At 29.8% G+C, this 19,888-nt stretch carries 23 protein-coding genes and 2 tRNA genes; 7 read left to right on the plus strand and 18 right to left on the minus strand.

What is annotated here, in order from left to right; all coding sequences use genetic code 11:
* Positions 1-89 precede the first annotated feature (89 nt).
* From P3875_RS01265 to P3875_RS01290, 6 genes are all read right to left on the minus strand, one after another.
* Positions 90-386: a helix-turn-helix domain-containing protein gene (locus P3875_RS01265; RefSeq protein WP_303444448.1), complete on the minus strand. Its 297-nt coding sequence runs from the start codon at positions 384-386 to the stop codon at positions 90-92.
* A gap of 7 nt (positions 387-393) precedes the next feature.
* Positions 394-981, minus strand: a complete 588-nt coding sequence (locus tag P3875_RS01270; RefSeq protein WP_303444449.1) for a hypothetical protein — start codon at positions 979-981, stop codon at positions 394-396.
* Positions 982-1,005: 24 nt separating this feature from the next.
* The gene (locus tag P3875_RS01275) at positions 1,006-1,230 is read right to left on the minus strand and encodes a hypothetical protein (RefSeq protein ID WP_303444450.1); all 225 of its coding nucleotides are present in this window, start codon (positions 1,228-1,230) and stop codon (positions 1,006-1,008) included.
* 64 nt (positions 1,231-1,294) lie between these two features.
* The gene (locus tag P3875_RS01280; protein WP_303444451.1) at positions 1,295-1,540 is read right to left on the minus strand and encodes a hypothetical protein; all 246 of its coding nucleotides are present in this window, start codon (positions 1,538-1,540) and stop codon (positions 1,295-1,297) included.
* Between the two features lie 33 nt (positions 1,541-1,573).
* Positions 1,574-1,810 carry a hypothetical protein gene (locus P3875_RS01285; protein WP_303444452.1) on the minus strand — a complete coding sequence of 79 codons (237 nt, stop codon included), beginning with the start codon at positions 1,808-1,810 and terminating at the stop codon, positions 1,574-1,576.
* A 209-nt stretch (positions 1,811-2,019) separates the two neighbouring features.
* Entirely contained in the window at positions 2,020-2,241 is a 222-nt protein-coding gene (locus tag P3875_RS01290; RefSeq protein ID WP_303444453.1) for a hypothetical protein, read from the minus strand.
* A gap of 125 nt (positions 2,242-2,366) precedes the next feature.
* On the opposite strand from P3875_RS01290, the gene P3875_RS01295 reads away from it, so the two are divergent.
* Positions 2,367-3,026, plus strand: a complete 660-nt coding sequence (locus tag P3875_RS01295) for a helix-turn-helix domain-containing protein (RefSeq protein ID WP_303444454.1) — start codon at positions 2,367-2,369, stop codon at positions 3,024-3,026.
* A 12-nt stretch (positions 3,027-3,038) separates the two neighbouring features.
* Here the strand turns inward: P3875_RS01295 and P3875_RS01300 are convergent, their stop codons facing one another.
* From P3875_RS01300 to mce, 4 genes are all read right to left on the minus strand, one after another.
* The gene (locus P3875_RS01300) at positions 3,039-4,202 is read right to left on the minus strand and encodes a site-specific integrase (RefSeq protein ID WP_303444455.1); all 1,164 of its coding nucleotides are present in this window, start codon (positions 4,200-4,202) and stop codon (positions 3,039-3,041) included.
* Between the two features lie 191 nt (positions 4,203-4,393).
* A tRNA-Ile gene (locus P3875_RS01305) sits at positions 4,394-4,467 on the minus strand.
* Positions 4,468-4,493: 26 nt separating this feature from the next.
* Positions 4,494-4,567, minus strand: a tRNA-Ile gene (locus tag P3875_RS01310).
* A gap of 67 nt (positions 4,568-4,634) precedes the next feature.
* The gene (gene mce / locus P3875_RS01315; RefSeq protein WP_303444456.1) at positions 4,635-5,036 is read right to left on the minus strand and encodes a methylmalonyl-CoA epimerase; all 402 of its coding nucleotides are present in this window, start codon (positions 5,034-5,036) and stop codon (positions 4,635-4,637) included.
* Positions 5,037-5,102: 66 nt separating this feature from the next.
* Between mce and rbfA the strand changes: the two genes are divergently transcribed.
* The 3 genes from rbfA to P3875_RS01330 all read left to right on the plus strand — a co-directional run bounded on the left by rbfA (position 5,103) and on the right by P3875_RS01330 (position 7,127).
* Positions 5,103-5,495 (plus strand): 30S ribosome-binding factor RbfA, encoded by a 393-nt coding sequence (rbfA, locus tag P3875_RS01320; protein WP_303444457.1) that lies wholly within the window; start codon positions 5,103-5,105, stop codon positions 5,493-5,495.
* 6 nt (positions 5,496-5,501) lie between these two features.
* Positions 5,502-6,701 (plus strand): ABC transporter permease, encoded by a 1,200-nt coding sequence (locus tag P3875_RS01325; protein WP_303444458.1) that lies wholly within the window; start codon positions 5,502-5,504, stop codon positions 6,699-6,701.
* Positions 6,702-6,764: 63 nt separating this feature from the next.
* Entirely contained in the window at positions 6,765-7,127 is a 363-nt protein-coding gene (locus P3875_RS01330) for a hypothetical protein (protein WP_303444459.1), read from the plus strand.
* A gap of 74 nt (positions 7,128-7,201) precedes the next feature.
* On the opposite strand, the gene P3875_RS01335 is transcribed toward P3875_RS01330, so the two are convergent.
* Positions 7,202-9,220 carry a M43 family zinc metalloprotease gene (locus tag P3875_RS01335; RefSeq protein ID WP_303444460.1) on the minus strand — a complete coding sequence of 673 codons (2,019 nt, stop codon included), beginning with the start codon at positions 9,218-9,220 and terminating at the stop codon, positions 7,202-7,204.
* Between the two features lie 222 nt (positions 9,221-9,442).
* Between P3875_RS01335 and P3875_RS01340 the strand changes: the two genes are divergently transcribed.
* A complete protein-coding gene (locus P3875_RS01340) occupies positions 9,443-13,120 on the plus strand; it encodes a hypothetical protein (RefSeq protein WP_303444461.1) in 3,678 nt (1,225 codons plus the stop codon).
* A 20-nt stretch (positions 13,121-13,140) separates the two neighbouring features.
* Here the strand turns inward: P3875_RS01340 and P3875_RS01345 are convergent, their stop codons facing one another.
* The 6 genes from P3875_RS01345 to P3875_RS01370 form a co-directional block, all read right to left on the minus strand.
* A complete protein-coding gene (locus P3875_RS01345) occupies positions 13,141-13,584 on the minus strand; it encodes a hypothetical protein (protein WP_303444462.1) in 444 nt (147 codons plus the stop codon).
* 92 nt (positions 13,585-13,676) lie between these two features.
* Positions 13,677-14,426 carry a triose-phosphate isomerase gene (gene tpiA, locus P3875_RS01350; protein ID WP_303444463.1) on the minus strand — a complete coding sequence of 250 codons (750 nt, stop codon included), beginning with the start codon at positions 14,424-14,426 and terminating at the stop codon, positions 13,677-13,679.
* Between the two features lie 2 nt (positions 14,427-14,428).
* Positions 14,429-14,968, minus strand: coding sequence for a TlpA family protein disulfide reductase (locus P3875_RS01355; protein WP_303444464.1), 540 nt, complete (start codon positions 14,966-14,968; stop codon positions 14,429-14,431).
* Positions 14,969-14,997: 29 nt separating this feature from the next.
* Positions 14,998-16,074, minus strand: a complete 1,077-nt coding sequence (locus P3875_RS01360) for an ABC transporter permease (RefSeq protein WP_303444465.1) — start codon at positions 16,072-16,074, stop codon at positions 14,998-15,000.
* The gene (locus tag P3875_RS01365; protein WP_303444466.1) at positions 16,074-17,156 is read right to left on the minus strand and encodes a MauE/DoxX family redox-associated membrane protein; all 1,083 of its coding nucleotides are present in this window, start codon (positions 17,154-17,156) and stop codon (positions 16,074-16,076) included. Before P3875_RS01365 ends, P3875_RS01360 begins: the two co-directional genes overlap by 1 nt.
* 39 nt (positions 17,157-17,195) lie before the next feature.
* Positions 17,196-17,738, minus strand: a complete 543-nt coding sequence (locus tag P3875_RS01370) for a DUF1599 domain-containing protein (RefSeq protein WP_303444467.1) — start codon at positions 17,736-17,738, stop codon at positions 17,196-17,198.
* Between the two features lie 87 nt (positions 17,739-17,825).
* Here P3875_RS01370 and folP point away from each other — a divergent pair, with 87 nt between their 5' ends.
* A complete protein-coding gene (folP, locus tag P3875_RS01375; protein ID WP_303444468.1) occupies positions 17,826-18,656 on the plus strand; it encodes a dihydropteroate synthase in 831 nt (276 codons plus the stop codon).
* The gene (locus P3875_RS01380) at positions 18,646-19,233 is read left to right on the plus strand and encodes a hypothetical protein (protein ID WP_303444469.1); all 588 of its coding nucleotides are present in this window, start codon (positions 18,646-18,648) and stop codon (positions 19,231-19,233) included. Before folP ends, P3875_RS01380 begins: the two co-directional genes overlap by 11 nt.
* 165 nt (positions 19,234-19,398) lie before the next feature.
* On the opposite strand, the gene rlmH is transcribed toward P3875_RS01380, so the two are convergent.
* Entirely contained in the window at positions 19,399-19,872 is a 474-nt protein-coding gene (gene rlmH / locus P3875_RS01385) for a 23S rRNA (pseudouridine(1915)-N(3))-methyltransferase RlmH (protein ID WP_303444470.1), read from the minus strand.
* Between the last annotated feature and the right edge of the window lie 16 nt (positions 19,873-19,888).

The raw sequence follows: 19,888 nt of genomic DNA on the forward strand, positions 1-19,888 counted from the left end.
ATTATTTTTGCAATGTGATTATGCTTTTTTGCATACTCATTTTTGGACACACAAAAAACCGACTACCTCATTTAGTCGGTTTTTTATTTTTATTGACTTTGTTGTACAGTATTTATTAAATACTCCAAATCTTCCCTTTTAAATAATACTTTAGAGTACTTTTGCTGTTTTACTTGAATTGGTTTTAATAAACCTTTTTCAACATAACTATTTAATGTATTACGTGAGCATTTTAAAAACTCACATGCTTCATTAACTGTCATTGTTTCCTTTTGATTTTTAGCCAAAAGTTTAAGCACGCACTTTGTTAAGTACTCAATTTTACTAGTTTGGGCTTGCCATTCCTCGTAAGGTATATGTACTATGCCAAATTTTTCGCCACTCATTTTTGAACTATTTTAAACGATTAATAATATTAGGATCTGTTTTAAATGTTGCGTTCGGGTTATTACCCATACTATTAAAGCCGAAACAAGCAGATAAAAACTGTAAATCATTATTAAACTTCAGCTTATTTGATATACTGTTTAGCGTGCTTGCAACTTCATTTAGTTTATTCCATACTTCTAATTGTTCCGAAGTTTCAGCAAAAATTGTAGCACTTTCTTCAATTCTTTTTACTTCTGCAGTAGTTAATACAATAGATCCATTTTCATAGGTATATCTATCAAAACCATACAACATTGGGGTACTTTCCAATTCGTTTACAATTTTTATTATTTCATGAGGAATTTCTAACAATTCAAAAGCCTTAATTACGTTTACCTTTATACCGTTAATTACTACGCCTGTACCATTTGTTAATTGATCTAAAACATACTCTTTAGGATTTGAAAACACCATTTCAATATTTTCATTTGTAATTTTAAACCCTTTATTTACAAGTATTTGTATTAAGTCATTGTAAATCTTAATACGATCCAAAGCGTCTTTTTTTACACGTTCTATTGATGAATTACATTTAAAAATTGCTTGTTTCATTTTATATTATTTTTTAAATTTTATTTAATTTTCTTGTTTTAGGCTTTCTAAAAAGTTAATAACCGCATTTACATTATACACATCATCTTCGTTAATGTGTATTTCTTCTTTATTATAAATACAAGATTGTATGTATAAAAAAAAGGTATTTCTTATGCTTTTGGCGTATTCCGCAAATCCATTAGAATTATTTTCTAATTCACTAATTTTTTCTAGGTTCTGTTTTTGTACTTCACTTATTGTTTTCATATATTTGTAATTCAATTAGTTAAAAATCATTTTTAGAGGAACATGCGCCAACATGTTCCTTTTTTTAAATTCGGTTTATAGGGCTTTCATTATACTTTAAAGCTTTTTCTTTTGCTATTTCAATTTGCTCTTTAGAATTATGAATTAAAGCTTTAACCATAATTTCACACTCATTTTCATTATAAGCATCGCCATACATTTTTAATTTGGTTTGTAATTCCTCTATTTCAAAAAGTATTGCATTTTGCTTTTTACCATTTCTAGTAAGTAGGGGCGTTTTTTTTTCTAAAAAGTGAGTCCAGTATTTCATGTTTAAATAAGATTTAAATAGTGTTTAAATGAATTAATCAAGTATTTTTAAATTTTTATCTAAACGAATACATTCCTCTGTGGGTATTAAATCCAAAGCAATTTCTAAAAGGTTAGAAACATCAAAGGCACTCAATTCTTTTTCTTTTGCACCCTCTTGTATTAATCTTAAACCAACAATACAAGCTTTTAAAATACTTTCTTGTTTCCACGCTAAATCCTCATAATTTTGCACGTTTACTTTTGCTTTTTGATCTGTAATTTTTAACATACTTACTAGTTTTTATTTTTGGATAATGATTTATAAAAATTTTATTGATTGAATATTTACAGGAAATCTATTCCCTTTAGTATCTTCTACTACAAAAGCATTTATACTATTATGAATAATGCTTACTGTTTCGCCACTATTTGCATATTTTACTACACAACCTTTACTTTTAAAAATTGAGTAAATATCATTTAGTAAAATGGCTTTCATTACACAGCTAATAAGCTTTCAAACTCTAATAATAGTTGGTTTTCTTTTTCCTTTTCTTCACGCAATATTTTTAAAGCTTCCTCTAAAATTTGAGTTTTATTTTTAGGAACACATTTACCATTAAAAAAATTCAATACTGTTAAATAACCTGTATTTGTTCTTAAAGCAATTTCTCTAATTGCTCCATGTGGTAAACCCTTTTTAATTTTTAAAATGTTCATTTTGTGTAATTTTAATGAGTTTTAATACATTTTTTTATACTTTTGTAAGGACATTACACAGCAAATATACAAACAATGTGTAATAATTGTATAATTTTTTACACATTTTTTACACAAAACACATTATGACTAAAGAAGATTTTATACAACTGCGTGAAAATCTAGGACTTACGCAAACAGAATTAAGTGAAAAAATTTCTATAAGTAGAAGTACAATAGCTAAAATTGAAACAGGTAAAATTGATATTTCAGTAAAAATTGAAAAGAAATTTCTTGAATACATTAAAGGTTTAGAAAAAACCGATTTACTTGATTCAAGTTCATTAATTAATGAAATGAGTTATTTTGATGTTATATCCGAAAATGATTATCAACAAATAGAAAAATACGCAATAACACATGCTGACACTTTAAAAATTAAGTTTTACTTAAAATTTTCTGAAACATTTTTAAGAGGGATAACAGATAGTAATTTTAGTTCTGTAACAGATATTATTAAAAACATAAATAATATTTTTGAAATAGCTGAAAAGCTAGGAATTACAGAAGATGAATATTACAATACAAAATTTTATAGTTTAGGTTCGCCAAATTCCTACATAAATAGATCTTTTGAAGATTATCAATTTAATGAAATGGATTTTAATAATAGAAAAATTAAAGACGTTTTTAGATATTTAATATTAGAAAGTATTAAAGACGATTTAGAAATAAATCTTACAAGTAGAATTAACTACCTAAAAAGTGGTATTGGAATTTTAGATATTAAAAAAGGGACTTATTAAATAGTCCCTTTTTTAATCAAAATTTACAGCTTTAATATCGTTTGTTATTGTTTGATCCATTATATGTGCATAAATTTGAGTGGTTTCTAGTTTTCTATGCCCTAATATTTTACCAACTGTGGTAATGGGTACACCCTTATAAATTAAATAAGTAGCTGTTGTATGCCTTGCACTATGAAAAGTTATCTTTTTATCAACTTTAGCGAGGTTTTTTATCTCTTTAAGTATTCTGTTGCAATGTTGGTTAGTTACTTCTTTAAAACACAAATTTCGCCCTAATACCGTATATTTATTAATTATTCGTTTTGGTTTACCATTAAACAAAGTATCAATAGGTATTTTTACAACATCGCTTGTTTTTTCCATATCTAACACAAGCCAATCACTACCCTCAATATTTTTAATATTATTTCTAGTTAAAGCGAAAACATCACCGTAACGCAAACCTGTATAAACAGAAAACATAAACATATCACGCACGTATTTTTGTGCATCGGTTTCTAGTTCAACATCTTCAATTTTTATTATTTCCTGTGGGGTTAAATAAACTTTTTTACTTTCTTCCTGTTCTACTTTGAAAGTTCTAAACGGATAATCTTTTAAATCAATATACCCTTTATTAATTGCAGTATTTACATGTGTTTTTATATGTTTAAAATACTTGTAAATCGTATTTTTACTAGGGTTATATTTCTTGATTAAATGTTTCTTAAACCGATCTAAAAAATCATAGTTTAGATCATCAAAATAAACAACCTTTCTAAATTCATTAAGTTTTGATAATGTGGCAGTATGATTTTTTTTAGTTCCTACTTTTAAATTCATTTCCTCAATTTCATTTGTCATAAATTCGGTAAATGATTGAGGTTTATTTGAATTTAAAAAAGTTTCAATACTTTCAAGATTAAAAGACCTGTTTTTATTAATATGCTCTAGTTCTATTTCTTCAATTCTGTTTATAAGATCCTTTATTGATTTATTTAAAAAAATAGAGTTAGGATAATCTGTTTTAATAGTAGCAGTCTTTTCACTCCAGTATTTCGGCTCTAAATAAATATTTGTAGTTAAATATTTTCTTTTACCGTTCAAATAGCATTCTACTTGAATTAAAGCTTTACCCTCTTTATTGAGGGCTTTCTTACGATTATAAATCGTTTTAAATTTAATTTTTTGCATTTTTTTTCATTTTTGGACATAACAAAAATATAAAAAATAGCAATCGAAAATACAGTTTCTAATTTATTTCGGTATCAAATGGGTATCAAAAATATTGATATTCTTTGAATAATTTTTTTATCAATAAAAAGTTAAATAACTGATTTTCAACATAATTAAATAAAAAAAGCACTCAAATTTGAGTGCTTTTGTGGTCCCACCTGGGCTCGAACCAGGGACCACCTGATTATGAGTCAGGTGCTCTAACCAACTGAGCTATAGGACCGGCATTTTTACAACTTGTGCTTGTTGTGGTCCCACCTGGGCTCGAACCAGGGACCACCTGATTATGAGTCAGGTGCTCTAACCAACTGAGCTATAGGACCGGCTACTTAACGTTAGCGAGTGCAATATTAAGGCAAATTCTTAATTTTTACAAGTACTTTTTAATTTTTATTTAATTTCTTGGCACAATTCAATAAGTACTCCATTGGTGCCTTTTGGGTGTAAAAAGGCAACTAATTTGTTATCAGCACCTTTCTTTGGTTTTTCGTTTAAAACTACAAATCCTTCTTTTTGTAAACGCGCAATTTCGGTTTCAATATTTTCAACATCAAATGCAATATGGTGTATACCTTCGCCTTTTTTTTCTAAGAATTTTGCAATGGGCGAATCTGGTTTAGTAGCTTCTAAAAGTTCAATTTTATTGGGTCCATTCATAAAAAACGATGTTTTTACTCCTTCGCTTTCTACTTCTTCTTCTTTATAAGCGGGTGCGCCAAAAAGTTTTTCAAACAAAGCGTTCGATTCTTGTAAATTTTTAACGGCAATACCAATATGTTCTATTTTACGCATATGTTTTAATTTTTGTTTGTACAAAGATAAATATATATCTGAACGTTTTTTTGTATTTTTGCAGGTATGGAAACAAACAGACAAAAAAAAATGGGGGCTTTGTTACAAGCCGACCTAGTTGATATATTACAAGGAGAAATTCGTAAAAACGGAATTTCAAACTTAATAATAACCGTTTCAAAGGTTAATATTACTACCGATTTATCTATTGCTAAGGTGTATTTAAGTATTTTTCCTACCGAAAAAGCGGGTGAATTGTTAAAGGCTATTCAATCAAACGCACCACTTATTAAACATGATTTGGCGCAACGTGTTAAAAATCAATTGCGTAAAGTACCTAATTTGATTTTTTATATTGATGATAGTTTAGATTATATCGAAAAAATTGATTCTGCTTTAAAAGGTGATGAAAACCCTATTGAAAATAGAGAGCTACTTGATCGTAGAAAGAAAAAATAACTGTATTTGAACACCGTATTTTATATAGCCAAAAGGTATGCTTTTAGTAAAAGCAAAACAAAAGCCATAAATATTATTACCCGTATTTCAACCATTGGAATTGTGGTAAGTAGTATGGCTTTGTTTGTGGTTTTATCAGTTTTTAGTGGTTTAGAACAATTTGCTTTATCGTTTGCAAATAAAATTGATCCCGATTTAGTGGTGTTACCCACTAAAGGTAAAACCATAAATTTAACACCTACACAAGAGCAAAAATTACAGCAATTATCAAAAAGCATTAAGTTTTCACATGTTATTGAAGACCGCGTGATTTTTACTTATGGCGATAAGCAAATTGTGGCTTTTATTAAAGCGGTTGATAAAAATTATACCCAAACGGTTGCTATAAATAACCACATTGCTTACGGACAATGGTTGCAACCAAATACGAACGATGCAGTTTTAGGGAATGGTTTGGCAAATGAAATGTCGGCTGGAATGTATTCTAACGATAAGTTATTAGAAGTTTTAGCCATGAAACCCGGTAAAGGTTTAATTACAATGCCTAATGACGCTTACAACAAATTGCCTTTGTATCCATCGGGTATATACAGTTTAAACAATTTAGAAACCGATAACAAATATATTTATACCGATATAAATATTGGCAGAAATTTGTTAGATTATAAAAACAATCAGGTATCAAAAATAGAATTTAAAGTTTTACAAAACTTTTCAGAAAATGAAGCTGTTAAAACATTAAAAGATATTTTTCCAAATCAAATAATAAAAAATCGTTCGCAATTAAACGAAGGGTTGTATAAAATGCTAAAAACCGAAAGTTTGGCAATTTATTTAATTTTTACCTTAATAATTATTGTAACCTTGTTTTGTTTAACTGGTGCTTTAATAATGATAATTTTAGAAAAAAAAGAGCATATTAAAACTTTATACGATATAGGATTTACCCAAAATAAATTGAAACGTATTTTTTTATATCAAGGGCTAATTTTGGCAATTTCGGGTATTGTTATAGGTTTAGCATTGGGTATTTTAATTACTTTTTTACAACAAAAGTTTGCTTTTATTAAAGTAGCCGATGATTTTCCGTATCCAGTAATTTTTAGTTGGCAAAATACGCTATTAGTTGTTGCAACTTTGTTAATTTTAAGTATAATTGCATCTTTTATTGCTGCAAGTAGAATAAAAATTTTGATGAATAAATAATTTTTGTATTTTTATAACATTATTTTAAAAAGATTACTAATTAACTCAACTAAATAATTTAAGATGAAAAAGATTTTGTTCTTTATCGCTATAGTTTCCTTTTCAACCATTGGATTCACAGCATGTTCTGAAGACGATACCGTTATGGAAACGCCAACGGCTAATCCAAATCCAAATGTTAGCAATCAATTAGTTTTAAAAACAAATGCTGCAAATAACTTTGTACCACTTGGTCAATCGGTTATGTTATCAACTACAAGTAATGGTACTGCTATTACTGATGTAGTTTATTATGTAGATGGGGTTAAAATTCCTGGTAATACGTATAAACATAGTACTATAGCAAATGTTAAAATACAATCTAAATTAGCAGGTTATTTAGATAGCAACGTTGTAACAGTTCAATTTGCACAAAAGCCTTTTTAATTGCTAAAATACCAAATATAAACCCTTACAATTTTATTTGTAAGGGTTTTTTTATAGGTAAAAGTGAATTAATATTATTTTTTAATGAATTTAAAGCTTTGATTATCAGTTTTTAAATGATAATTTCCAGCTTCAAAACCAGACACATCAATTTTTAAGTTAGTTTCGCTTGTTTCAAAAGTTTTAATCAATTGACCTGTATTTGTGAAAATTTGAATTGATTTTTTACTAGCATCTTCAAAATCAATATTTAAAACATTGGTAACAGGGTTAGGATATAAATTTACTTTTTTAGTTTCAAATTCTGGAGCAGATAAACTATTTATAAAAATTACCCCATAATCTTCAATATCGCCTACATTAAATTGCGAAGTACAATTTAACTTTGAATTAGATATATTTAAACGGTCGTGCATAATACGCATTCTTAAAACAATATTTTTAACTACGTTTGCTGGCGGAACAAAAAAATAGCTAAAAGCTTGATTGCTTGTTCCTGTTGGAATTGTTTCGTTTGCAATTTGTTCGTTTGTTTCAAAAACACCGTTATTATTAAAATCTATATAAGCATGTAAAATGGAATTATCTTTAATAGAAAAATGATTATTATTAATATAGATACTTAAGTTTGAAGCTCCTGCAGCATTAGCTTGTGTAATATAAGAACAACTATAATTATTATAGCCCTCGTTTCTATTTTTAATTGTAAGATTATCGATATTATTTAATTTAACACGATTAATTGAATAGAAAAATTGCCCAACATTTAACGAAGTAGGTGTACAGAAATTAACCGAATTTGCTGAAACAATCTCAATAACATCTGTTTTAGTTAACGTACTAGCGCCTACATTATTTGTAACAGTTAATTTTATAGAGTAAATACCTGTTTGATTTATAGTTATAGTAGGGTTTGATTCGTTAGAAACCATAAACGTTTGTCCGTTTTTAATAATTTCCCATTTTGTAACATAATTTCCCAAAGAAGTACTGTTAAAAGTATTTAGAAAACAAGTTGATGAATTTCTTAAAACGATTGGCGAACCAGCGCAAAAATATTGTTTAGAAGTTCCGTCGGAATCGTTTACATAAAATTTAGCTTGCGGACTTTGAGTCATTGTAAAAACCGTGTTATTAGCAGGTAAGTAAGACGATCTATAAAACGGAACAGCACTTTGCATTCGGGCAATTTGTAAGGGCGTAAGCACTTTTCGGTATTCATCATAAGTATACGTCATGTAGTTATGTTTGTAGGTAGAATTGTTATCGCCCGAACATGAATTGGCAGCATTTAAAACCAAATCTAAAGGATGATTTTTAATATGCGGTGGGGTATCGGCAATACAATCTCCATCGGCACCACAACCATTAATTTGTGTAGGACAATTTGTGCCAGTTGAACCCTGAAAAGTATGCATTAAATTTAAACTATGTCCAATTTCATGTGTAAAAGTAGCACTTTCAGGATTTGCTAAATTATCATGTCTAATAAAAGTACCATCAACAGCTGTTCCATGTGCAGTAGGGTAGTATGCATAGGCAGTTACACTTGAAGATGATGTAATTTTATTTACAACCCACACATTGTAATATTGCGTATTGTTCCATTTTGATAAGGCACGAATGGTATTTGCATCTACACCATTATCAGATGTTGAATATGCGTTGCCATAAGAAACATACGCCTGATTTGTGCTGTAATTAATACGATTAATACCTGTAGAACACGAACCGTTTGGTGCTTTTGTAGCCAATACAAATTGTATGTTGGTATTGCCACTATTTGGGTGGTTGTGTTTATTAATTAAATTGTTATTTAAACGTTCTAATGCTTTGTAAATAGCTAGATCGCTTATATTTGAGCCGGTTCCAATTGGCTCGCCAGTATGTATCACGTGGAAAACAATTGGAATATAATAAGTTACCGGATTTTTTGCTTTTAGATTAATTTGGGATTGATAAAATTTTTCAAAAGTTTCATCATAATCGGTTTGTAAATTATAAATTGTACCACAGTTTTGTTCGGGTTCGTTTCTTTGGGCAGAAGCAAATACGGTACACAGGCAAATTGTTAAGAATAATAATTGTTTCATTTAAAAGTTTTTTTCAAAAGTAATTAATTAATAACATATTTATGCTTGTTAATTATTAAAAATACGGCAGTTTTTTTAGTAATATTTTAAAAATAACTACTTAAGTATATCATTTCTACAGCTTTCTTTAATTTTGTTTAAAAAGATATCCTATATTTGGTATGTTTTTTAGTAAAAAATAAAGTTAAAAATTCACTAATGAGTTTTTAAAAAATTGCTTTTATGAAACCAAGCACCTTGTATGCAAAAATTTGTGTATTTGCATTTTTCTTATTTGGGTTGAATTCGTGTGCTACGTATCATGAACAATTGGGTAAATCTTTTAAAAATCAATCAGTTCAGGCAGATTTAAACTCAGATATTTCAAACGAAATTATTTTATTAGGAGACGTAGGTACAAATAATAAGGTGTACGGTAATAAAGTGCTTTCAGGTGTTGAAAATTATATAAAAAATACAAATGTTCCACAAACACTTCTTTTTTTAGGAAATAACGTTTCAAACGAAGGCATTTCTTCTCCTCAAAACATCGAAATTTTAAATCAACAAATTAAACTTGCAACTTTAACCAACGGTAAAACGTATTTTTTGCCTGGCACAAATGATTGGGCTAAAGATGAACGTTTACTTACAAATCAAAAAAAATACGTAGCTAATAAATTAAATAAAAATGCGTATTTACCACCTAAACATAAAGCTATATACGAAGTTGAAATTACACCCAATTGTGTGGTTTTAGCCATTGATAGCGAATGGTTTATGCAAGACTGGAACAAACACAATACTATAAATGAGGATAGTTTTATTAAAAATAGAGAAGATTTTTTTGAAGAATTTAGCCGATTAATAAACAAAAATCAAAACAAAATAACGGTTGTTGCAATGCACCATCCTATTGTTACAAACGGTGAAAAAGGAGGTTATTTTTCAATTCGCGATCACATCTATCCTTATAAAAATGTACCTTTTCCAATTGCGGGAACGTTTGTGAATTTTTTGCGAAAAACATCGGGCGCTAGTGTTAAAGATACGCAGTTTACCCTTTACCGTAATTTTATCGATCGTTTACAAACCATCACAAAAAATCAAGAACAAGTAGTATTTGTAGGCGCTCACGAAAACAGTTTGCAGTATATTGAAACCAACGGAATTAAGCAAATTGTAAGTGGTGCTGCAGCTATGCAAGACGAAGCACGAAGTGTGCAACATAAAAGTTTTACAGTTGGTAAATTAGGTTTTGCAACACTTAAAATAACAAAGGGTAATAAAGTAAAAGTGCAATTATATACAGTAGAAAACAACGTAAACATTTTGGTTTTTGAAAAATTGATTATGCAACCTGATGTTTATGAGAAAAAGTTTGAAGAATTAAATAAAACAACCATAAATACATCGGTTTTTCCTGATAATTCATTAAAAAAGTCAGAAACATATACTTTTTTGTTTGGCGAACATTATCGGGATTTGTATGCAACCAAACTGCAAACGCCTATTGCTTATTTAGATACATTATATGGTGGCTTAAAACCTGTTTTTTCATACGCCGATAACAAATCGGTTTCGTTAGTTTTAGAAAATCCAAACGGAAAACAATATCTTTTAAAAAGGTTACGAAAAAGTTCAAAACAATTTTTACAATCGGCAATTTTTAAAAATACCTACGTACAAGATAAATTAAGTAATACGTATGTTGTAAATTTTTTCGACGATTATTATACGACCACTCATCCGTTTGCGCCTTTAGTTTTAGCGCCTTTATCAACAAAAGCAGGCTTGTTAACTGCCAGTCCTAAACTATATTTTGTACCTAAACAAAACGCTTTAGGTAAGTACAATGAAACCTATGGTAACGAATTGTATTTAATTGAAGAACGGCCTGATAAATCGCAAAAAAACTTAGCTACATTTGGTAACGGTAGTAACATAATAAGTACGCAAGAATTATTGGTAAATTTAGAAAAAGATGCCAATTATAGGGTTGATACCCAAATGTATTTACGTGCGCGTTTGTTCGATTTTTTAATAGGCGATTGGGACCGAAATCCAAATCAATGGTTTTGGATTGAAAAATGCCTAGAAAAAAGTTGTGTTTACCAACCAATTTCACGTGATCATGACCAAGCTTTTGCCAAAATTGACGGACAATTATTGTCGATAATTAATCGATTAAATCCCTTAAAACACATTCAAAATTATAAAGAAAAATACCCAAATCCACGATGGATTACCAAATCGGCCTTTCCTTTGGATCGATTGTTATTACAAAATACTTCTTTAACTGATTGGGAAAATGAAGCAAATAAATTGGTTACGTTGTTAAGTGACGATGCAATTTATGAGTCGTTTAATTATTTACCTGTTGAAGTAAAACAAAAATACACTCAGCAAATTATAGCTGTTTTAAAGGAGCGTAGAAATAACTTATTAGAATTTTCTAAGAAATATTATGCCGAACTTTTTAAAGTAGGTACTATTGTTGGCACTAATAAAAATGATGTTTTTACAATTGATACCCAAAAAAATGAAATAAATGTTCAAAAAGTAAGGACAAATAATTCCGATATACCTTTAGTTTTTAATTATACGTACAACCCCGAAATTACAAAAGAATTATGGATTTATGGGTTAGATGGGGAAGACGTTTTTAAAGTAACAGGAAAAAAAACAAATACACGTTTAAAAATTATAGGCGGTAGAAATAACGATGAGTACTTAATGCAAACTAAAAAAAGAGTAAAAATTTTTGATTACTTATCGCAGCAAAATACATTTACACAAAAAGGCAATGCACGTACCATTTTAAAAGATCAATACGCAATAAACCAATTCGATTTTAGAAAAGCACCTTTAAACGTACTTGCTATTGTGCCCGACGCAGGTTACAACCGCGATAATGGTGTAATTTTAGGGGTAAACGGTGCGTACACTGTAAATAAGTTCAATCAAAATCCATACTCACAAAAACATCAATTTAAGGTAAAATACAGCTTTGCAAATTCGGGTTTATTTGCTGCTTATTCAGGCAGTTTTAAAAACTATTCAAATAACGGTTATTGGGTGTTTGATGCGTTGGCAACATCGGCAAATTTCACTAAAAACTTTTTTGGAATTACAAAATTAGATACTTACGATCGACATAAATTTAAAGAAAATTACTACCGAGTGCGTACCTCGCAGTTCGATATTAAACCAGGTTATGAATGGAAAGGTCGCAATGGAAGTTCATTTTTAATAAATGCTACTTATGAATCGGTTAAAATTGAACAAACCAACAACCGAATTATTGATGAATACTTAAAATACAATGTGTTTGAAACTTATCAACGAACCAATTTTATTGGTAGCAGCATAAAATATAAGTTTGAAAACTATAATAATGTTTACGAACCTACAACAGGTTTAGGCTTTATGTTGCATTTTGGTAGCAGATTTTTTACAGATGATTTTAAAAGCAATCATCAATATTTAAATTCTAAATTAAATTTTGTAGTTCCTTTATCAAAAAATAAAAAAGTTACTTGGTCTTCAACATATTATCTTGAAAAAGTTTTTGGTACAAAATATCATTTTTATCAAGCAGCAACCATAGGTGCAAATAACGGATTGCGTGGTTATCGCATGCAACGTTTTTTAGGGAATTCATCGTTTGTTACTAGTAACGATATTCGTTTTAAAATGAACGAAATTGAAAATAGCTTTTTACCTATGAGTTATGGTATTTATACAGGTTACGATACTGGAAGGGTTTGGAATAAATTAAGTGTTAATAAAGAATGGTACGATAGTTACGGATTGGGTTTTTGGTTAAATGCTATCGATTCGTTTAGTGCGCATGCAGGAATTTTTACAAGTAAGGAAGAACCCGCATTGGTAACTTTTGGTATTGGATTTAGTTTTTAAATTTTGAACTTATAAAGTTTTTAAAAAGCATTTAAAGGTATATAAAACCCCATAGAAAAGGTGAAACCATTAATAGGTTTTACATTTTCTTTTGTTTTAATATCAAACCCATAACCCAAACCAATTTCTACAATTGTTGCTACCGATAAACCTACTTTTGGAGTAAGGGTATAAGGTGTAATTTCACTTTCTACAAACGGAATAATTAAGCGATTAAAAGTAGGGTAGTAGGTTAAACTACCTTCGGGTATTGCTAAAAATTGATTTCTAAAATAAGCTAATTGCGCATTTGCTTCTAATTTAAAACCCATTGTATTATTAGCAAACGGCTGAACGTAATAGCCACCTAATTTTAACATATTGCCTGCTTGCGATTGGTACGTAATTGTTGGACCTAACAAAAAATCTTGCGCATTAGCATGTAAGCCAAAAGCTAAAGCGGTAATTACAAAAAGGTTTTTCATTGAATGAAAAGTCTTATTAGGTTGATAGAAAAAGTGAATCTATTTAGTAAAAACCTTACAGCTAAAAGGTAACTGTAAGGCTTTTAAAATATTTAAATTGCATTAATAATAGTAGTAAAATCATTTACATTTAAAGCAGCGCCGCCTACTAAGCCACCATCAACATCGGGTTGTGAAAAAATGGTTGCTGCGTTATCTGGTTTAACGCTACCGCCGTATAAAATAGTTACGTTATTTGCTAAACTTCCGTATTGGTGCGCAATTTGTTCACGAATAAACTGGTGCATTTCCTGAGCTTGTTCTGGCGATGCTGTTTCACCGGTACCAATTGCCCAAACAGGTTCATAAGCTATTATAATGTTTTCCCAAGCTTCTTTTGGCAAGTGAAATAACGAATCTTTTAGCTGATAAAAAACAACGTTTTGAAACTGTTTGCTTTTGCGGTCTTTTAATTCTTCACCCACACAAAAAATAACGCGCATGTTGTGTTTTAAAGCGGTATCTACTTTGTTAGCTAATAAAGCGGGAGTTTCTTTAAAATATTGTCTGCGTTCAGAATGTCCTAAAATTACTGTTTGTACGTTAATACTTGTAAGCATATCGGCCGAAATTTCACCGGTAAAAGCACCGCCTTCTGCTTGGTGCATGTTTTGTGCAGCTACAGTTATATTGGTGTCTTCAAGTATTTGTGTAGCCAACATTAAATTTGTAAAAGCTGGTGCAACTAGTACTTCAACTTCTTTACCAGTTGGCATTTCGTTTACCAATTGGTTTAAAAAAGCTGTAGTTTCTGGAGCATTTTTATGCATTTTCCAATTGCCGGCAATTATTTTATGTCTCATAATTAAGGTTGTAAATTATCTAATGTTTTTATTAAAAGGGTGTCGTTAGCAACAATGGCTTTTTTAAGGGCTATTTTTCCTTGGGCGTCAACAACAATATATCGTGGAATCCAATCTAAATCAATTGATTTTCCAAATTCACCACTCATTTTTTCATTTAAATAATAGTGATTTCCATTTAATTGGTGTTTTTTAACTCCTTCGGCCCATTTTTCTTTTGATTTATCTAACGATATAAACACAAACGCAGTTTTTGGATATTTTGCTTGTAATTTTTTTAATTCGGGAAATCCTTTGATACAGTCAGAGCACCACGATGCCCAAATTTCTACAACAATAGGCGACCCTTTATGTTGTGCTAAAATGTTTTGAAACGAAATGTTGTTCCCTAATTCATCAACAAATAATTTATTTAATGTTACAGTACTAAAGGTATTGTTTTGAACCATTGCGGTATCATTTTTTTCGGAATTTTCTTTTTTAGATTGACAACCAATTGTTAATAATCCAAAGGTGCATAAAAGGGCAAACATTTTTTTCATGGCAAATTTAATTTCTGATATTAAAGTTATTATTTTAATTTGATACGTGGATCTAAATAAGCATAAATTACATCAACTAAAACTGTTATAAGAACAAAAGTGGTTGCAACTACAATTACCGATCCCATTATCACGGGTAAATCTAATGTATTTAACGCATCAACAATTTCTTTACCAAGACCATTCCAACCAAAAATATATTCAACAAAAACGGCTCCTGCTAACATTGATGCAAACCAGCCCGACATTGCCGTAACTACTGGATTTAAAGCGTTTTTTAAAGCGTGTTTTGTAATGATTTTATAGGTTGATAATCCTTTTGCTTTTGCCGTGCGTATGTATTCTTGGTTTAATACTTCTAACAATGAATTTCGCATTAACTGAATTACTACGCCTAATGGTCGTATTCCTAAAACAACAGCAGGTAAAATGGCGTTTTTTAAGGCTACATGAATACCTTCGCCAAAATCGTCTACTTCGTACAAGCTACCGGTCATGTTTAACCCTGTAAATTTATGCCAAGCAAAACCAAAAAGCCAAGCAAATAAAATAGCACTAAAAAACGATGGAACACTCATGCCTAAAGTGCTAATAAACGCTATCAATCTATCGAAAAAACTATTGGCATATAAGGCAGATAAAATCCCTAAAAAAACACCTAAAAGTAAAGCAATTACTATTGATAATACAGCTAAAACTACTGTACTAGGCAATGTATGTGCAATTATTGTGGTTACTTTTTTACCGTTTTTTTGAAAACTTTCGCGTAAGTAAGGTGTTTTTAAAACAACATTTACTTTTTTTGTTGTAAACACAACAAAACCGTTGTATTTTGATTTGTTAAAATATGTGTAATGATCGGGTTGTTTTTTGTGTATTGAAATTAGTGATAAATCGTTCAAATAATAGCCGTATTGATTAATTAATGGTTGATCAAACCCATATTTTTTTTTAATTAACGCCAATTGTTCCGAATTTTCATTTTGATCTAACATCATTCGGGCAGGATCGCCAGGTAAAATGTTAAAAAGTATAAACACAACAGTAACAACGCCAAAAAGCGTGAATAACGAATAGCCTAATTTGTTTAAGAAATATTTAAGCACTACTTTTTAATTTCGGAATAATTCTTTTTTAGCAAGCTTTTCAATTCAGAACCCACAAATTTTTTCTCGTTAATGCCGTCCCATTCTTTTATTTTGTTACCATTCCATAAATAGATTATGCCAGGTGTATCTTTATTGTTTCCTAATAACTTCCAAAACGGAATTACTTCAATAATTTTATATGGATAATTAGCACCTGCAAATGCAAAGAAATCTGGAATTTTCTCAGGTTCTTCGTTCATAAATACAATTTGAATTTTAGGAAAGTTTTTATCCTTAGCTTTCATTTCCGTTAATTCTTTTGCAACATCGCGGCAGTGCTCACAACCAGGAACAAACAAAGCTAATATTTTTTTTCCTTGATCTATATTAGAAAAATACTGTGTGTAGCCCGATTTAGTTTTAGCAGGTTCATCAACTACAAGTTTAGCAATTTCAGAAGTTTCGGTTACAGTTTCTGTTGTAGGAGTTTCTTCAATTGGTGCAACACTTACGTTAGTTTGCGTTTCGATAGCAGGTTGCTCAATAGCCGTTTCGGTACTTACTTCAACTGTTTTTGGTTGAATAGGAGCTATCATAAACAATGCTAAAATTGATGCAAATTTTACGGTACCTAAAACCCAAATATTACTTTTTTCGGTTGCGGTTTTAGGTGTTACAAAAAGGTAAATTACCAATAAAATAAGAGCAACAATGTTTTTAATAATAGCTTCGATAGGTGTCATAGGTAACAAACTGCCAAAACAACCACAGTTTCCAGAATTTCCGCCTGTTTGTAACGTATCAATTGTTAAATGCACAGTAAAAACAACCAGCATTAACATTGTTGCAGGAATTACAATTCTACGTAAAAAATTATTTTGCAATAATAATAGGCCTAAAGCCAATTCAATACCAATTAAAATTCTTGAAAAATAAACTGCAAAATCTTCAGAAAAACCCATTGGGTACAGTTGTTTTACTTCAAAAGTTGAAATAGCAAAATACGGACTTGGATATAGTTTTGCAACAGCAGAGATTAGGAATAAAAACGAAATAATTATTCTAATTGTCCACGGTAAATATTTTTTTAAGTTTTCCATGTTTAAAATTTTCTAAATAAAGTATATAAAAATTGATTGTTAATTGGCAAAATTCATTAAAATTAAAGCAAAAACGGCGTAATTAATCATATCTTGGTAATTAGCTTCTAAACCTTCAGATACAATAGTTTTACCTTTGTTATCTTCAATTTGTTTAACGCGTAACAGTTTTTGTAAAATAATATCGGTATGCGATGCAATGCGCATGTCTCTCCACGCTTCGCCGTAATCGTGGTTTTTATTCATCATTAATTCTTTGGTAATAGCAATATGTTTATCGTACAAATCAATAGCTTCTTGGTTTGTTAAATCGGCTTCTTTAGAAACTCCTTTTTCTAACTGAATCAACGCCATAATGCTGTAATTTATAATACCAATAAATTCGGCACTTTCGTCTTCATCAATTTTGCGAACATCGTTTTCTTGTAACGATCTAATTCTGCATGCTTTAATATATATTTGATCGGTTAACGATGGCAACCTTAAAATACGCCAAGCACACCCGTAATCTTGTAATTTATTAACGTATAATTGTCTGCAAATGGCAATTATTTTATCATATTGTTCAGCTGTTGAAAGCATATATAAGTATCTTTGTATAAATTTTATCAAAAATAACAATCTGTAGGCAGAATAAAAATAAAAGCAGTAATTTATTCAAAATAAATAATGAAATCAATAAACTGTAATGGCAAATTAATCACTTTTGAATCGCCAAAAGTAATGGGTATTTTAAACATAACGCCTAATTCTTTTTTTGATGGTGGTTTGCATTCATCATTAGAAAAAATAGAACAACAAACCGAAAAAATGTTGACAGAAGGTGCCGATATTATTGATGTAGGTGCTTATTCAACCCAACCAAACGCTCCTTTTGTAACAGAAGAGGAAGAACTACAACGTATTTTACCGGTTTTAAAACATTTAGTGAATCAATTTCCAAATGCCGTTTTTTCGGTAGATACATTTCGTGCCGAAGTAGCTAAACAAACATTAGATTTAGGTGCTGCAATTATTAACGATGTTTCGGCAGGTAATTTAGATGATAAAATGATGCAGGTTGTAAGTAGTTTTAAAGCACCCTATATAATGATGCATATGAAAGGAACGCCCCAAAATATGCAGCAGTTTACTAATTATGACGATGTGATGCACGAAATGATTTATTATTTTTCTGAAAAAATAAATCAAGCGCAACAAAATGGTATTATTGATGTGATTATTGACCCCGGATTTGGTTTTTCTAAAACGTTAGACCAAAATTACGAAGTGTTGAATAAGTTGGAACTTTTACAAAATTTAGATGTGCCAGTACTTTCGGCACTTTCAAGAAAATCAATGATTTACAAGTTTTTTGATACCACACCGCAAGAAGCTTTAAACGGTACAAGTGTTTTAAATACCATTTCACTAATAAAAGGAGCCAATTTATTGCGTGTACATGATGTAAAACAAGCTGTAGAATGTGTTAAACTTTATAAAAAAGCATATGAAAATTAAAATAATACTTATGATTTTAGGCTCGATATTTTTAACATCGTGCCAACAAAAAGAAATGAAAATTAGTCGTTCTAATTTTTCGGTTGAAGCACAAATCACCGATTTTAGTCCGGTTTATATTTCTAAAAACGATAAAGGAAAAGTTACGATTAATAAAAACAATGTAATTGGTAATACACATTGGGTGGTGTCGGTTGATAGAGGTTTAAACTTGCAAGAAATAGCTCCTTTTTTGCAAGAAATAACGGTAAAAAAATACCAAAAAGAAGGTATGCATAAAGATACAAAAACTATTTATTTTGTTTACAGCGATACTCTTCACAAACAAAATGCGTATGTAAAAATGCCTTTTAAAAACTTTGCTTTAGAAGAGCAACCTGTTTATGAATTGGGTAATGGAGTTCAAAGTTTACATTTAAAATCGGTAGCCGATGTTAAAAATCTATTTGATAAAACACAAACATATTTAATACGAATTGATAAAAATGTAAGTGTTGAAACTTTTGTTAATATCCTAATCGAATTAGAAAAACAAAAGCTTTCACAAAGTTTGAATAGTGAAGTTTATGTGAATTAATTTTTTTGGGGGGATTGTCACATCGAGCGAAGTCGAGATGTCTAAAACTATAAACAGTAATTTTTACAAAGATTTGGCTAAAGCCTTTTCTATCAACATTAAGTCTTCATCGAACTAAAGTTCAACGCAATTCAACTTTAAACCTTAAACTTCAAACAAAATAATTTACTGATGATGATACGGTTCATTCTTTAAAATTGTAAAACCACGGTAAATTTGTTCGATCACAAACAAACGAACCATTTGGTGCGAAAACGTCATTGCCGAAAGCGATATTTTTCCATTTGCTTTTTTGTAAACATCATCAGAAAAACCATACGGTCCACCAATAACAAATACTAACGTTTTTATACCAGCGTTCATCTTTTTTTGTAGTTCATCGGCAAAACCAACGCTGCTAAAACTTTTTCCGTTTTCATCTAACAAAATTAAATGATCGGTTGCAGTCAATTTACTTAAAATTAGTTCACCTTCTTTTTGTTTTTGTTGCGCTTCCGAAAGGTTTTTTACGTTTTTAATATCGGCAATAATTTCTAAATCAAACTTAATGTAAAAACCCAAACGTTTGGTGTATTCGTCAATTAACGCTTGTAGGTTTTTATTATCGGTTTTACCAATTGCTAAAAGTTTAATGTTCATAGAAATTTGTTTTTGC

The sequence above is a fragment of the Myroides sp. JBRI-B21084 genome (assembly GCF_030545015.1).
Lineage (GTDB): Bacteria > Bacteroidota > Bacteroidia > Flavobacteriales > Flavobacteriaceae > Flavobacterium.

What these genes read in the sequence shown, in the direction of transcription:
- mce (WP_303444456.1), bottom strand. Translation starts at nt 5,036, where the DNA reads ATGCGTAAAATAGAACATATTGGTATTGCCGTTAAAAATTTACAAGAA.
- rlmH (WP_303444470.1), bottom strand. Translation starts at nt 19,872, where the DNA reads ATGAACATTAAACTTTTAGCAATTGGTAAAACCGATAATAAAAACCTA.
- P3875_RS01290 (WP_303444453.1), bottom strand. Translation starts at nt 2,241, where the DNA reads ATGAACATTTTAAAAATTAAAAAGGGTTTACCACATGGAGCAATTAGA.
- P3875_RS01355 (WP_303444464.1), bottom strand. Translation starts at nt 14,968, where the DNA reads ATGAAAAAAATGTTTGCCCTTTTATGCACCTTTGGATTATTAACAATT.
- tpiA (WP_303444463.1), bottom strand. Translation starts at nt 14,426, where the DNA reads ATGAGACATAAAATAATTGCCGGCAATTGGAAAATGCATAAAAATGCT.
- P3875_RS01275 (WP_303444450.1), bottom strand. Translation starts at nt 1,230, where the DNA reads ATGAAAACAATAAGTGAAGTACAAAAACAGAACCTAGAAAAAATTAGT.
- P3875_RS01340 (WP_303444461.1), top strand. Translation starts at nt 9,443, where the DNA reads ATGAAACCAAGCACCTTGTATGCAAAAATTTGTGTATTTGCATTTTTC.
- P3875_RS01300 (WP_303444455.1), bottom strand. Translation starts at nt 4,202, where the DNA reads ATGCAAAAAATTAAATTTAAAACGATTTATAATCGTAAGAAAGCCCTC.
- P3875_RS01265 (WP_303444448.1), bottom strand. Translation starts at nt 386, where the DNA reads ATGAGTGGCGAAAAATTTGGCATAGTACATATACCTTACGAGGAATGG.
- P3875_RS01345 (WP_303444462.1), bottom strand. Translation starts at nt 13,584, where the DNA reads ATGAAAAACCTTTTTGTAATTACCGCTTTAGCTTTTGGCTTACATGCT.
- P3875_RS01365 (WP_303444466.1), bottom strand. Translation starts at nt 17,156, where the DNA reads ATGGAAAACTTAAAAAAATATTTACCGTGGACAATTAGAATAATTATT.
- P3875_RS01330 (WP_303444459.1), top strand. Translation starts at nt 6,765, where the DNA reads ATGAAAAAGATTTTGTTCTTTATCGCTATAGTTTCCTTTTCAACCATT.
- P3875_RS01270 (WP_303444449.1), bottom strand. Translation starts at nt 981, where the DNA reads ATGAAACAAGCAATTTTTAAATGTAATTCATCAATAGAACGTGTAAAA.
- rbfA (WP_303444457.1), top strand. Translation starts at nt 5,103, where the DNA reads ATGGAAACAAACAGACAAAAAAAAATGGGGGCTTTGTTACAAGCCGAC.
- P3875_RS01370 (WP_303444467.1), bottom strand. Translation starts at nt 17,738, where the DNA reads ATGCTTTCAACAGCTGAACAATATGATAAAATAATTGCCATTTGCAGA.
- P3875_RS01335 (WP_303444460.1), bottom strand. Translation starts at nt 9,220, where the DNA reads ATGAAACAATTATTATTCTTAACAATTTGCCTGTGTACCGTATTTGCT.
- P3875_RS01295 (WP_303444454.1), top strand. Translation starts at nt 2,367, where the DNA reads ATGACTAAAGAAGATTTTATACAACTGCGTGAAAATCTAGGACTTACG.
- P3875_RS01280 (WP_303444451.1), bottom strand. Translation starts at nt 1,540, where the DNA reads ATGAAATACTGGACTCACTTTTTAGAAAAAAAAACGCCCCTACTTACT.
- P3875_RS01285 (WP_303444452.1), bottom strand. Translation starts at nt 1,810, where the DNA reads ATGTTAAAAATTACAGATCAAAAAGCAAAAGTAAACGTGCAAAATTAT.
- P3875_RS01380 (WP_303444469.1), top strand. Translation starts at nt 18,646, where the DNA reads ATGAAAATTAAAATAATACTTATGATTTTAGGCTCGATATTTTTAACA.
- folP (WP_303444468.1), top strand. Translation starts at nt 17,826, where the DNA reads ATGAAATCAATAAACTGTAATGGCAAATTAATCACTTTTGAATCGCCA.